The organism is Streptomyces sp. SAI-170 (assembly GCF_049739565.1).
GTDB lineage: Bacteria > Actinomycetota > Actinomycetes > Streptomycetales > Streptomycetaceae > Streptomyces.
On sequence record NZ_JBMGQD010000001.1, the window covers coordinates 5,265,355 to 5,277,289 of the forward strand.

Sequence of the window (11,935 nt, forward strand, 5' to 3'; positions counted from 1 at the left end):
CGTAGGCTGCTCGTATGACCGACGATGCCCCGGAGCTGCGGGCCTCCGACGCCGACCGTGAGCAGGTCGCCGAGATCCTGCGGGACGCCCTCGCGGAGGGCCGGCTGGACATGGCGGAGTTCGAGGAGCGGCTGGAGGCCACCTATCAGGCCCGTACTTACGGCGAGTTGGCCCCGATCACGCGTGACCTGCCCGGTCCGGGAGGCGCGCCGTCTGTTGTGTCCTTCACCAAGGCGCCTGCCGAGCAGGGGACTTGGGCGTCGCGGATCGTCGGCGGGGAGGGCTCGTCCACGGGCGCCTTCGCGGTGATGGGCGGCTTCCAGCGCAAGGGGCGCTGGACCGTGCCACGGAAGTTCACCTGCTTCGCCTTCTGGGGTGGCGGCGAACTCGACCTGCGCGAGGCCAACTTCGCCGACCGTGAAGTCGTGATCAACTGCGTGGCGATCATGGGCGGGATGCAGGTGACCGTGCCGCCCGGCGTCGAGGTCGTCGTACGCGGTATCGGCATCATGGGCGGCTTCGACCACAGCGAGGAGGGCGTGCCGGGTGAGCCGGGCGCTCCGCGCGTGGTCATCACCGGGTTCGCCTTCTGGGGCGGGGTCGGGGTGGAGCGCAAGGTCACTCGTGCCGAGCGGAAGGCTGCGCGGCGGGAGCGGCATGGGCGGTTGCGTGAGGACGTCGAGGGGGCGCATCGGAGGATGCTGGAGGGGCATCGGGAGCGGCGCCACGACGACGACTAGGCGTTACGGGGTAGTGCCACCCTGCGTCGTCGTTCGGCTGACGGCTCGTTGTGCTTGCTCGCGCAGTTCCCCGCGCCCCTTTGGGGCACTTCCCCTCAGGTCCGCAAGATCCACCGCCTCCGCCATCCGCGCGTACCCCCGGTCGCTCGGGTGGAGGTGGTCGCCGCAGTCGTAGTCGAAGCGCAGGCGGCGTGGGTCGTACGGGTCGCGCAGGGCCTCGTCGAAGTCGGTGACGGCGTCGAAGACGTGCCCCGCGCGGATCTCGGCGTTGATCCGCTGCCGTACGTCCTCGCGGGCGTCGGTGTGGCCGGGGTGGCCCTTGAAGGGCATGAGGGTGGCGCCGACGACCTTGATGTCCTGGGCGTGTGCGCGGCGGACGAGGGTGCGCAGGCCCGCGAGGATGCGGTCGGGGTCGGCGAGGGCGGGGTCGCGCAGGATGTCGTTGACGCCGAGGTCCACGACGACGACCTTCACGCCGGGAACGCCCAGCACGTCCCGCGAGAAGCGCCTGAGCCCGCCGGGGTTCTGCGGCAGGACCGTGCGGGCCAGGGGACGGACGTAGCCGTCGGCGAGTATGCGGTTGCCGCTGATGCCCTGGTTGACCACGCCGTGCCGCGGCACGTCCTCGCCGCGCTCGGCCGCCGCCCGCAGCCGCCGGGCCAGCACGTCGGGCCAGCGGCGGTTCTCGTCCACGCTGGAGGAGGAGCCGGCGGTGAGGGAGTCGCCGAGGACGACGACCGTGCCGTCGGCCTCGGCGCCGAGCACGTCCAGCGCGGTCACGTACCGCCAGACGTCGGCGCGCGAGGTGTAGGCGGTGCCCGCGAGGTCCCCGGTGTGCTCCCCGACGGCGGCGTAGCCGGTCTGCCGGGCGCTCGGATGGATGGTGACCGGGCCGGAGGGAACGGGGGAGTAGGTGGTGATCAGCACGTCCGCGTCGGCCGGGACGGGCAGCGCGACCGGGTCGCTGACCACCTGCCGCCCGGGCGGTACGACGACCGTGGTGCGGCCGGCGAAGGTCAGCCGGCGCATCGTGCCGGGTGCGGCGGCCGCGCCCTGCTCGTCGGCGGCCAGCGCGACCGTGGCATGGGTGAGCGTGAGGGGTCGTAGGCCGAAGAGATTGGACAGCGTGACGCGGGCACTCGTGCCCCCGACGCTGGTGTGCACGACATTGCGCACCGAGTGCCCGGCCAGCCCCCGGGCCTCGGTGCCGGGCTCGGCGGCCGCCGGGGAGGCCGACCAGGTGCCGGCCCAGACGCCCGTCGAGGCCGGGACGGCGCCGTACCCCCGCCCCGCGGCGAGCGTACGGCGGGCCGTGCCGTCGTCGGCGGCGACGGTGACGTAGATCGCGGCGGACAGCACCACGACCAGCGCGGTGATCGCGGCGAGCAGTGCACAACCCTGATGACGCCTGGTCATGCGGTGCGTTTCTCCTCGGACCGGGGAGCCCGAAGCTCCGGTGGATCACCCGATGTGATCACTTGGATAAACGCCGGGAACTCCTGTTCCGTTCCAGGAGTCGGTCATGTAGGGACAATGTCGATGTCGGGGACTGTGGACGGGTGGAGTGCATGAACCGTACGAAACCGGATCAAGCGGGCGAGAGGGCCGAGCCGGGCGCGCGCGCCACGGAGGTGCGTGCCGCGCGTGCCACGGAGGTGCGTGCCGCGCGCGCGATGAACGTCTTCAGCGCCGCCGACGAGGAGAAACAGCGCGGCGTCCGCCGGATGAAGCTGACCGCGACCGGGATGCTGCTGTTCGTCGCCCTGGTCTACGTCCTCGCGAAGTGGGGCGTGAACGCGGGCGCGGGCACCTGGGCGGGCTATGTCGCCGCGGCCGCCGAGGCCGGCATGGTGGGCGCGCTGGCCGACTGGTTCGCCGTCACCGCCCTCTTCCGCCACCCCCTCGGCCTGCCCATCCCGCACACCGCGATCATCCCCACCAAGAAGGACCAGCTGGGCGTCTCGCTCGGCGAGTTCGTCGGCGAGAACTTCCTGTCCGAGGACGTCGTACGACGCCGGCTGCGGGCCGTCGGCATCAGCAGCCGCCTCGGCGCCTGGCTCGCCGAACCCGAGCACGCCGACCGGGTCACCGCCGAGCTGGCCACCGCGCTGCGCGGCGCGCTGACCGTGCTGCGCGACTCCGACGTCCAGGCGGTCGTCGGCGAGGCGATCACCCGGCGGGCCGACGCCCAGGAGATCGCGCCGGGCATCGGCAAGATGCTGGAGAAGGTCGTCGCCGACGGCGGCCACACGCGGGTCGTCGACCTGGTGGTGACCCGCGCCCACGACTGGCTGGTGTTGCACAGCGACTCGGTCATGGACGCCGTACAGGGCGGCGCGCCCGGCTGGACGCCCCGCTTCGTCGACAAGAAGGTCGGCGAGCGCGTCTACAAGGAGCTGCTGCGCTTCTGCGCGGAGATGCGGGACATGCCGACCCACCCCGCGCGCGGCGCCCTGGACCGCTTCCTCACCGACTTCGCCTCCGACCTCCAGTCCGACACCGACACCCGCGCGCGTGTGGAGCGGCTCAAGGGCGACGTGCTGGGGCGCGGCGAGGTCCAGGACCTGATCGCGTCGGCCTGGACCGCCGTACGGTCGATGATCGTCGCGGCGGCCGACGACGAGCGCAGCGAACTGCGCCTGCGGGTGCGCGCCTCGCTGCTGTCGCTGGGCGCCCGGATGGCGAGCGAGCCACGCCTGCAGGAGAAGGTCGACCGCTGGGTGGAGGGCGCGGCCGTGCATGTGGTGACGACCTACCGCCAGGAGATCACGTCCCTGATCACCGACACCGTCGCGAGCTGGGACGCCGAGCACACCACACGCAAGATCGAGGCGAACATCGGCCGTGACCTGCAGTTCATCCGGATCAACGGCACGGTGGTGGGCTCACTGGCGGGCCTGCTGATCTACACGGTGTCGCGGGCGCTGGGGGCGTAGCTGTCCGCCGCGAAGGCGTGAAAGGGCCGGTCGGGGGCAATCGTCGGGGTGGTTTGCTCGACGAGGAGGGAGCCCATGACCGCTTCAGGAGCCAGGGCCGGGACCGGCCGCACCGTCACCACGAACATCCCCGCCCGTCTCGACCGTCTTCCGTGGTCCCGCTGGCACTGGACGATCGTCGTCGGCCTCGGCACCGTATGGATCCTGGACGGCCTGGAGGTCACGGTCGTCGGCAACATCGCCGGCAGGCTCTCCGAGTCCGGCAGCGGACTGCCGATCAGCTCCGGGCAGGTCACCGGCATCGCGGCGGCCCTCTATGTGGCCGGCGCCTGCTCGGGCGCCCTGTTCTGGGGCCGGCTGACCGACCGCTTCGGCCGCAAGAAGCTCTTCATGATCACCCTCGCGGTGTATCTCGCGGCGACGGCCCTGACCTCGGTGTCCTTCGACGCCTGGTGGTTCTTCCTGTTCCGCTTCCTGACCGGCTTCGGCATCGGCGGCGAGTACGCGGCCATCAACTCCGCGATCGACGAGCTGATCCCGGCGCAGTACCGCGGCCGCGTCGACCTGATGATCAACGGCAGCTTCTGGCTGGGCGCCGTGGGCGGCTCGCTGCTGTCGATCGTCGCCCTGGACACGGACATCTTCGCCATGGACGTCGGCTGGCGTCTGACCTTCGCCCTCGGCGCGGTCCTGGCCGTGGTCATCATTCTCGTACGACGTCATGTCCCGGAAAGTCCGCGGTGGCTGCTGATCCACGGCAGGGACCGGGAGGCCGAGGAGATCGTGACGGGGATCGAGCGGCAGGTGGAGGCGGAGAAGGGTGAGCCGCTGCCGCGCCCCGAGGGCGAGATCACGATCCACCAGCGCGGGTCCGTGACCTTCGCGGAGATCGCCCGGACGGTCTTCGGACGCTACCGCCGCCGCGCGATCCTCGGCTTCTCCCTCTTCATCGGCCAGGCGTTCCTCTACAACGCGATCACCTTCGGCTTCGGCGCGATCCTCACCACGTTCTACGACGTCCCGACCGGCGACACCGGCTACTACTTCGCGGTCATCGCCATCGGCAACTTCTGCGGCCCGCTGCTGCTGGGCAAGCTCTTCGACACGGTCGGCCGCCGGGTGATGATCTCCTCCACCTATCTGCTCTCCGGCCTGCTCCTGTTCGGCACGGCCTGGCTGTTCGACCGGGAGGTGCTGAGCGCCGGCACCCTGACCGCCTGCTGGTGCGCGGTGCTGTTCTTCGCCTCCGCGGGCGCCTCCAGCGCGTATCTGACCGTCTCCGAGGTCTTCCCCATGGAGACCCGCGCGATGTCGATCGCCTTCTTCTACGCCCTCGGCACCGCGGCCGGCGGCATCAGCGGGCCGCTGCTGTTCGCGGACCTGACGGAGACGGGCAAGGTCACGGACACGGTGCTCGCGTTCCAGATCGGGGCGGGGCTGATGTGCGCGGCCGGGCTGGTCGCGGCGGTGCTGGCGGTGAAGGCGGAGCGGCGGTCGCTGGAGGACATCGCGCGCCCGCTGACGGCGACGGCCCCGGCGGTGAAATCGCGGACGGCGGGGGCGTAGGCGGCCCGTTTGTGGGGATCAGGCGCCGGTCGTGGACCCCGGGCGGACGATCATCAGGACCGTCACCGTCGCCCACAGCAGGTTGAAGACGCCTGTCAGCATGGCGAGCCGGACGGTGGCCTCCCGACCGCCGCTGCCGCCCTCCACGAGGGCCTCCTGCCCGGGCAGGACGAGGGCGCCGAGGACGAGCGCGGCCAGGACGGTGAGGGCGATGGACACGATCAGCCAGGTGTCACCGAGCACGCCCATCGCACGGGCCGTGCCGAACCCGAAGACCGGGACGACCACGCCGACGACGGCGTACACCCGGCAGATACGGTGCAGCAGCCGCAGCGTCTGAGCAGCTTGCGGGTCGTCGGGCGCGGCCAGCGCTCTGCGCGCGGCGGGCGGGAACATGCTGGCGGCGACGGTGACGGGGCCGATCGCGACGATGGCGGCCAGGACGTGGACGGCGAGCAGGAACTTGGTCACGGCGGTGACGCTAGGCGGCGCCGGGATCATGGAGAAGGGGCGAGAATGCCAGGGTCCGACGGATTCTCGCCAGGTGGCGGTGGAGGGGTGGGGGCATGCATGTGGTGGCGGTCCTGGCGCTGGACGGGGTGATCCCCTTCGACCTCTCCGCGCCGGTCGACACGTTCGGCTGGGCGCGGCTGCCGGACGGCCGGGCGCCGTACGACGTACGGGTCTGCTCGGTGGAGGAGGAGGTCCGGGCGGGCGCGTTCACGATCCGTGCTCCGTACGGCCTGGACCTCCTGGCGGAGGCCGGCACGATCATCGTGCCGGGTGTGCAGGACCCGCCGCGCGAACTGCCCCCCGGCGTCGCGGAGGCGCTGCGCGCGGCGGCGGCGAGCGGCACGCGCATCGCGTCGGTGTGCGTGGGGGCGTTCCTGCTGGCGGCGACGGGCCTGCTGGACGGCCTGCGCGCGACGACCCACTGGATCGCGGCGCCGGACCTTTCCGCGCGCTATCCGAGGGTGACGGTCGACCCGAACGTCCTGTACGTCGACAACGGCCAGTTCCTCACCTCGGCCGGCGCGGCCGCCGCCCTCGACATGTGCCTGCACATGATCCGCAAGGACCACGGCTCGGCGGTCGCCGCGTACACGGCCCGTATGTCGGTCATGCCCCTCGAACGCGAGGGCGGCCAGGCCCAGTTCATCACCCACGACCTGCCCCCGGCCCCCGCGGGCGCCGTCCTCGAACCCCTCCTGCACTGGCTGGAACAGCACTGCGACCGCGAGTTGACCCTCGACGACATCGCCCACCAGGCCGGCATGAGCACCCGCACCCTCAACCGCCGCTTCCGCGACCAGACCGGCACGACCCCGCTCCAGTGGCTCCACCGGGCCCGCATCCGGCGCGCCCAGCATTTGCTGGAGACCACGAGCCATCCCGTGGAACACATCGCCGTCCGGTGCGGGTTCGGGTCTCCTACGGCTTTCCGGGAGCGCTTTCGGAGGGTGGTGGGGACGAGTCCTTTGGCTTATCGGAGGTCGTTTCGGGCGGGGCAGGGGGCGTAGGCGGGGGTGGCCTCCGCCGGCCGGGGGTGTGCACCGGGGCGGGGTGGCTTCCACGTAGAGGGGGCATGCACCGCGGCGGCGTGGCCACGGTCGGGTCGTCAGCCCCGCCGGTCCGCCACCGCCCAGGACGCGAGAGCCACCGCCCCCGCCACCCCGAACACCGCGGGCCAGGCCCCCACCTTCTTCGCCAGCGGGTGGGAGCCCGCGAAGGCGGCGACGTAGGCCGCGCTCAGGGCGCCGGCTGCCGGGCCGCCCGCCCGGGTGCGCCACTGCTGGGCGGCGGTGGCACCCGCGGCGGCCAGGACGACGCCGCCGAGCTGCCGCTTCTTGGTCCAGCGGGCCACGGCGTATCCGCCGACGAGTCCGGTCGCGGCGACGGCCGCGCTGGGGATCCGAGCCATGAGTGCCTCCATGCGCATGAGGTCCGAATTCAGCCCAAAGCTACGCCGGGGACGACTCGCACCTCAGACCTGAGTCAGGTCTTGTCAAGTTTCTGTCTGCGGGCTATATAAGAAGCCGTAGGGCATCGCACACCAGCACCTCAGCAAAGGAGTGACCCGTGATGCTCATGCGTACCGACCCGTTCCGTGAGTTCGACCGGCTCGCGCAGCAGGTCTTCGGTTCCGCGGCCCGCCCGGCCGCGATGGCCATGGACGCCTACCGAGCCGGTGACGACTTCATCGTCCACTTCGACATCCCGGGCGTTGACCCGGAGACGATCGAGCTCGACGTCGAACGCAACGTCCTGAACGTCCGTGCCGAGCGCAGGTCCCCCGCCCCCGAGGGTGCGGAGCTGATCGCCGCCGAGCGGCCGACCGGCGCCTTCAGCCGCCAGCTCTTCCTGGGCGACACCCTCGACACGGACCGCATCGACGCCTCGTACGACTCCGGCGTCCTCACCCTGCGCATCCCCGTGGCGGAGGCCGCCAAGCCGCGCCGCATCGAGATCAGCGGCGGGAACGACCACAGGCAGCTGAGTACCTGAGCCGGCGAGCGGCCGACTCGAACGATTCGGCCGACTCGGTCCATCCGTCCATCGCATCCCTGGAACGTCCACCGCACCCCTGGGACGTCCACCGCATCCCTGGAAGCGCCCCGCGGTCCGCACCCCCGCGGGGCGCCCGTCCGCGACCGCCGTCACCCCGTATCCCGTGACCCATGCCCCGTCTGGGGACCGTCCGTCGGCGAGGAGGAACCCCACCATGACCATGACGACGCAGGAGCGCTGCATAGCCCCGGAGGAACGGACCTCCGCGGCCCGCGCCGACTGGAACCTGCTGATCGACTCCGTACGGGAGTCCGGCCAGTACCCGACCAGAGCCGAGGCGGAACGCGTCACCCGGATCGTCCTGTCCACCCTCGGCGGCCATGTGACCGGCGACGAACGCGTCGACCTGGCCCGGGCCCTCCCTGAGGAGGCGGCCCGGCTGATCGCCGGCCAGATCCCGGTCACCAGCCCGCTCACGGCGCCCGGGTTCGTCGACTCGGTGGCGGCCCGCATCGAGGGCGCGACCCCGGCCACGGCCCGCTGGGACGTCAGCTCCGTACTGAGTGCGCTGCCGCCGCTGATCGGCGACGACCTCACGAACCGCGTCCTGGCCGCGCTCCCGCCCGGCTACGCCCTGCTGTTCGGCCGCGCCGACCTCGGCCGACGGTAGGTCGTAGGTCAGGCGGGGGACCGACGGCTGCCGTGGGCGACGGTGATCGCGTCCAGCAGCCCCGGGAACGCGGTGTCCATGTCCGCGCGGCGCAGGGCGTTCATCCGGGAGGTGCCGACGTAGTACTGCCGGATGACCCCTGCCTCCCGCAGCACCTTGAAGTGGTGGGTCGCGGTCGACTTGCTGACCGTGAGGCCGAAGCCGCCGCACGCGATGTCCTCGCCGGACGAGGCGAGTTGGGCGACGATGCCGCGCCGTACGGGGTCGACGAGGGCCTCCAGCACCTGTTGGAGATCGAAGGCGGAGACGTCGGGGTGGGGCGGGGTGCGTTCCAGGACGGACATGCGCTCCATAGTACGACGGCCATCAAAGTTTGACAGCGGTCGTACTTCGGGTCCAGGGTGGAGGTCGATCTCAAACGGGCTTCACTCAGGGGGAGTTGCTGCGCCATGTCCAGAACAGTGCGGTTCCACGAGTTCGGCGGTCCCGAGGTGCTGCGCGTGGAGGACCTGGACCCGGGCGATCCGGGCCCCGGCGAGGTGCGCGTCCGGGTGGACGCGATCGGCGTCAACCGGGCCGAGGTCCTTTTCCGCACCGGCCGCTACATCGAACCGGTCAGACACCTGCCCGCCCGCCTGGGCAACGAGGCCGCGGGCGTGGTGGAGGCCCTGGGCGACGGCGTCACCGGCCTCCGCATCGGCCAGCCGGTCAGCGTCGTCCCCGGCTTCTCCCACAACGACTACGGCGTCTACGCCGAACGCGCGCTCGTCCCCGCCCCGTTCGTCCTGCCTCGCGGCGAGGACACGGACCCGGTCACCGCGGCCGCGGTCTGGATGCCGTACCTCACGGCGTACGGCGCGATGCTCGACGTCGGCGGCATGCGCCCCGGCGACACCGCGGTCATCACGGCCGCCTCCAGCAGCGTCGGCCTCGCCGCGATCCAGACGGCCCACCGCATCGGCGCCACACCGGTCGCGGTCACCCGCACCCGCGCCAAGCGGCAGCAACTCCTGGACGCGGGCGCGACCGAGGTCATCGTCTCCGACGAGGACGATGTGGCGGCCCGCATCCTCTCCCTGACGCACGGCAAGGGCGCGGAGTTCATCCTGGACGCCGTCGCCGGCCCGGGGGTGACCGACCTCGTCCGAGCCACCGCCCCCGACGGCACCCTCTTCCTCTGGGGCGCCCAGAGCAACGCCCCGACCCCCTATCCCTCCTTCGACCTCGGCATGCCGGCGGTCAACATCCGCACCTTCACCATGCTGGAGATCACCCGCTCCGCGGAGCGGCTCCGGCGGGGGCGGGCGTACATCGAATCGGGGCTGCGGCTCGGCCACTTCGAGCCGGTCGTGGACCGGGTGTTCGAGCTGGGGGAGGTGGCTGAGGCGCATGCGTACTTGGAGGGGAACGGGCAGGTCGGGAAGGTGGTGATGCGGGTGGATCACTGAGGCGGGGCGATCAGAGGGGCGTCGCCGTGTGTTTGACGGCCTGGACGAAGACGCGCCAGGCCGCGGATCCGACGCTCATCGCGCCCCTCCCCACGGCCTTCGAGTCGCGCACGAGCGTCCCGTCGCCGGTGAACGCGCACTCGACGCACTCTCCTCCTGCTCCGTTGCTGTAGGACGAAGTGCGCCATGCGGAAAGGCCACCGGAGGGTGCTGCAGTACTCAACTCGCGAAATCCTTCAGGATCGACTCGATCAACGGGACCGAGCGCTGTGGGCTCAGGGCCGCGGCCCGTAGACCGTCGAACGCTCGGGTGTACTCACGGACATGATGCTCGCCCTCCAGGTAGACGGCATCCGTGATGCCGTCCCGGTACACGAGGTCGGGGTCCTCCGGAGCCGGGAAGCCCAGCATGGTGAACGAGCCTGTGGCCGGATACGTGCCCGAGTCGAAGGGGAGCACCTGCAGGGTCACGGTCGGCAACGCGGCCGTCTCCAGCACCCGTTCGATCTGCTCCCGCATCACCGAACGGTCTCCCATGACGTGGCGCAGCGCTCCCTCGTTGACGATGAACCACGCGTCGGGGGCGTCCGGTCGCCGCAGCATGGCCTGGCGTTCCATACGTACACGTACGGCCTTCTCGATGTCCTCGGCGGACATGTGCGCCCCGCTTCTGTGGAGCTCGCCGGCGTACGCCGCGGTCTGCATCAGGCCGGGCACGAGCTCGCACTGGTACTGGCGGAAGGTGGAGGCGTCCTGCTCCAGGCCGATGTAGATGTTGAACCACTCCGGGACTCCGGCGCCATGGGTCTGCCACCAGCCTCGGACCTTGGCCTGCCGGGCCAGTGACTTGAGGAACTCCCGCAGCTCGTCGCCGGTCCTGTAGAAGCGACACAGGGCGTCGATGTCCGACGGCTGCACCCTGCCGCTGCCCGTCTCCATGCGGTTGACCTTGGAGCCGCTCCAGTCCAGAGCCTCACCGACCTGGGCACACGTGAGTCCGCTCTGCTCGCGCAACCTCTTCAGCTCGAAGGACAGGCGTCGGCGGCGTGCCGTCGGAGATCCGGCCATGGTCAACACACCTTCCGGTAGCGGGCGTTCAGTCTCGCGCCAAGGGATGCGCATGCCAATCACTCGGAAGTGGGAATCCCTGCGTGCACATTGCACGACGGGATACGCCGGCCACACTCTGTTCTCGTGGCGCCACTCTTCGTGAGCGCCCGTGAACATTTCGTCGCCGATGCGGCGGCGACCGCTACGAAAGGGATCCGCGTGAGCCAGGGACTGTGCATGCCACGCAAGCCGTGGGACATCGCCTTCACGGCCGACCGGACGGAAGTCGCCGCGCTCCGCCGCATCATGCGGTCGCACCTGAGCACCTGGGGGCTGCACGAAGTCATCGACGAGGCACAGCTCTGTGTGAGCGAGCTGGTCACCAATGTGATCACGCATGTCGGCGCGGGCACACCGGCCACGCTCGCCGTGTCCATGCGCGGCGTCCGTCTACGCATCGAGGTGCACGACCCGGACACGCACGCTCTGCCCGTCCTGAGCGACTCGGCGCTCGACGCGGAGAAGGGACGTGGGATGGCCCTCGTCGCCGCCGTGGCCGACTGCTGGGGAGTCCAGATGCGTCTCGATCGAAAGGTCACGTGGTGCGAGCTGGCCACGCGGCTGACGTCTCCTCACGGCCACTTGGACGACCCTCGTGTCACCCGCGCCGAGTCCGTCCTGGGCCTCTACACATGGCCCTGGAGTCACCACCCATCCGATCCGGTGCGACTGGGCGCCACCGTCACCAGGGAGGCCGTGATCGAAGCGGTGACGGACCTCCTCCACTGGCTCCACGCCCACGGCTGGGACGGGGACGAGGCGCTCGACCTGGCGCAGACGCGGTTCGAGGGCCAGGTCGCGAGCCGGGACGTCCGGGCGGGACCCGAGTGAAGAGGACAGCGGGCCCCGGTGATCGGAGGATCGGTGTCGTCAGGCGGGCGAGACGCCTCGACGAGCGCCAGCCGCGAAGGACACGGATCCTCCGACCACCCACCCGGAGCTCCGTCTGTGGTGCTC

Annotated in this window: 14 protein-coding genes; 8 read left to right on the forward strand and 6 right to left on the reverse strand. The window is 71.2% G+C overall.

Translation table 11 applies throughout. The features are described from left to right. Positions 1 to 14 precede the first annotated feature (14 nt). Positions 15 to 740 (forward strand): DUF1707 SHOCT-like domain-containing protein, encoded by a 726-nt coding sequence (locus RKD23_RS23595; RefSeq protein WP_424855467.1) that lies wholly within the window; start codon positions 15 to 17, stop codon positions 738 to 740. Positions 741 to 743: 3 nt separating this feature from the next. Here the strand turns inward: RKD23_RS23595 and RKD23_RS23600 are convergent, their stop codons facing one another. Next, a complete protein-coding gene (locus RKD23_RS23600) occupies positions 744 to 2,156 on the reverse strand; it encodes a GDSL-type esterase/lipase family protein (RefSeq protein WP_424855468.1) in 1,413 nt (470 codons plus the stop codon). 152 nt (positions 2,157 to 2,308) lie between these two features. Between RKD23_RS23600 and RKD23_RS23605 the strand changes: the two genes are divergently transcribed. Together RKD23_RS23605 and RKD23_RS23610 are read left to right on the forward strand one after the other, a co-directional pair. Then, on the forward strand, positions 2,309 to 3,676 hold the full coding sequence (locus RKD23_RS23605) for a DUF445 domain-containing protein (protein ID WP_424855469.1): 1,368 nt from the start codon (positions 2,309 to 2,311) through the stop codon (positions 3,674 to 3,676). A gap of 75 nt (positions 3,677 to 3,751) precedes the next feature. Further along, positions 3,752 to 5,242, forward strand: coding sequence for an MFS transporter (locus RKD23_RS23610; protein ID WP_424855470.1), 1,491 nt, complete (start codon positions 3,752 to 3,754; stop codon positions 5,240 to 5,242). A gap of 18 nt (positions 5,243 to 5,260) precedes the next feature. On the opposite strand, the gene RKD23_RS23615 is transcribed toward RKD23_RS23610, so the two are convergent. Continuing rightward, positions 5,261 to 5,713: a hypothetical protein gene (locus RKD23_RS23615; RefSeq protein ID WP_424855471.1), complete on the reverse strand. Its 453-nt coding sequence runs from the start codon at positions 5,711 to 5,713 to the stop codon at positions 5,261 to 5,263. 95 nt (positions 5,714 to 5,808) lie between these two features. On the opposite strand from RKD23_RS23615, the gene RKD23_RS23620 reads away from it, so the two are divergent. Further along, positions 5,809 to 6,762: a GlxA family transcriptional regulator gene (locus RKD23_RS23620; RefSeq protein ID WP_424855472.1), complete on the forward strand. Its 954-nt coding sequence runs from the start codon at positions 5,809 to 5,811 to the stop codon at positions 6,760 to 6,762. A 98-nt stretch (positions 6,763 to 6,860) separates the two neighbouring features. On the opposite strand, the gene RKD23_RS23625 is transcribed toward RKD23_RS23620, so the two are convergent. Further along, positions 6,861 to 7,163: a hypothetical protein gene (locus RKD23_RS23625; RefSeq protein ID WP_424855473.1), complete on the reverse strand. Its 303-nt coding sequence runs from the start codon at positions 7,161 to 7,163 to the stop codon at positions 6,861 to 6,863. A 161-nt stretch (positions 7,164 to 7,324) separates the two neighbouring features. On the opposite strand from RKD23_RS23625, the gene RKD23_RS23630 reads away from it, so the two are divergent. Together RKD23_RS23630 and RKD23_RS23635 are read left to right on the forward strand one after the other, a co-directional pair. Continuing rightward, positions 7,325 to 7,747 carry an Hsp20/alpha crystallin family protein gene (locus RKD23_RS23630; RefSeq protein ID WP_404036277.1) on the forward strand — a complete coding sequence of 141 codons (423 nt, stop codon included), beginning with the start codon at positions 7,325 to 7,327 and terminating at the stop codon, positions 7,745 to 7,747. Between the two features lie 217 nt (positions 7,748 to 7,964). Then, positions 7,965 to 8,420 carry a DUF2267 domain-containing protein gene (locus tag RKD23_RS23635; protein WP_424855474.1) on the forward strand — a complete coding sequence of 152 codons (456 nt, stop codon included), beginning with the start codon at positions 7,965 to 7,967 and terminating at the stop codon, positions 8,418 to 8,420. An 8-nt stretch (positions 8,421 to 8,428) separates the two neighbouring features. Here the strand turns inward: RKD23_RS23635 and RKD23_RS23640 are convergent, their stop codons facing one another. Next, positions 8,429 to 8,773, reverse strand: a complete 345-nt coding sequence (locus RKD23_RS23640) for an ArsR/SmtB family transcription factor (RefSeq protein WP_424855475.1) — start codon at positions 8,771 to 8,773, stop codon at positions 8,429 to 8,431. A 96-nt stretch (positions 8,774 to 8,869) separates the two neighbouring features. On the opposite strand from RKD23_RS23640, the gene RKD23_RS23645 reads away from it, so the two are divergent. Then, positions 8,870 to 9,868: a zinc-dependent alcohol dehydrogenase family protein gene (locus tag RKD23_RS23645; RefSeq protein WP_424855476.1), complete on the forward strand. Its 999-nt coding sequence runs from the start codon at positions 8,870 to 8,872 to the stop codon at positions 9,866 to 9,868. 10 nt (positions 9,869 to 9,878) lie between these two features. Here RKD23_RS23645 and RKD23_RS23650 read toward each other — a convergent pair whose 3' ends face one another. Next, the gene (locus RKD23_RS23650; RefSeq protein ID WP_424855477.1) at positions 9,879 to 10,091 is read right to left on the reverse strand and encodes a DUF397 domain-containing protein; all 213 of its coding nucleotides are present in this window, start codon (positions 10,089 to 10,091) and stop codon (positions 9,879 to 9,881) included. Further along, complete coding sequence (locus RKD23_RS23655) at positions 10,088 to 10,936, reverse strand: helix-turn-helix domain-containing protein (RefSeq protein ID WP_424855478.1); 849 nt, start codon at positions 10,934 to 10,936, stop codon at positions 10,088 to 10,090. Before RKD23_RS23655 ends, RKD23_RS23650 begins: the two co-directional genes overlap by 4 nt. A gap of 219 nt (positions 10,937 to 11,155) precedes the next feature. Here RKD23_RS23655 and RKD23_RS23660 point away from each other — a divergent pair, with 219 nt between their 5' ends. Next, positions 11,156 to 11,809 (forward strand): ATP-binding protein, encoded by a 654-nt coding sequence (locus tag RKD23_RS23660; RefSeq protein WP_424855479.1) that lies wholly within the window; start codon positions 11,156 to 11,158, stop codon positions 11,807 to 11,809. Positions 11,810 to 11,935 lie beyond the last annotated feature (126 nt).

Coding starts and splice junctions, on each gene's coding strand:
- RKD23_RS23605 (WP_424855469.1), top strand. CDS start 2,309: ATGAACCGTACGAAACCGGATCAAGCGGGCGAGAGGGCCGAGCCGGGC.
- RKD23_RS23610 (WP_424855470.1), top strand. CDS start 3,752: ATGACCGCTTCAGGAGCCAGGGCCGGGACCGGCCGCACCGTCACCACG.
- RKD23_RS23635 (WP_424855474.1), top strand. CDS start 7,965: ATGACCATGACGACGCAGGAGCGCTGCATAGCCCCGGAGGAACGGACC.
- RKD23_RS23645 (WP_424855476.1), top strand. CDS start 8,870: ATGTCCAGAACAGTGCGGTTCCACGAGTTCGGCGGTCCCGAGGTGCTG.
- RKD23_RS23655 (WP_424855478.1), bottom strand. CDS start 10,936: ATGGCCGGATCTCCGACGGCACGCCGCCGACGCCTGTCCTTCGAGCTG.
- RKD23_RS23620 (WP_424855472.1), top strand. CDS start 5,809: ATGCATGTGGTGGCGGTCCTGGCGCTGGACGGGGTGATCCCCTTCGAC.
- RKD23_RS23600 (WP_424855468.1), bottom strand. CDS start 2,156: ATGACCAGGCGTCATCAGGGTTGTGCACTGCTCGCCGCGATCACCGCG.
- RKD23_RS23595 (WP_424855467.1), top strand. CDS start 15: ATGACCGACGATGCCCCGGAGCTGCGGGCCTCCGACGCCGACCGTGAG.
- RKD23_RS23640 (WP_424855475.1), bottom strand. CDS start 8,773: ATGGAGCGCATGTCCGTCCTGGAACGCACCCCGCCCCACCCCGACGTC.
- RKD23_RS23660 (WP_424855479.1), top strand. CDS start 11,156: ATGCCACGCAAGCCGTGGGACATCGCCTTCACGGCCGACCGGACGGAA.
- RKD23_RS23625 (WP_424855473.1), bottom strand. CDS start 7,163: ATGGCTCGGATCCCCAGCGCGGCCGTCGCCGCGACCGGACTCGTCGGC.
- RKD23_RS23630 (WP_404036277.1), top strand. CDS start 7,325: ATGCTCATGCGTACCGACCCGTTCCGTGAGTTCGACCGGCTCGCGCAG.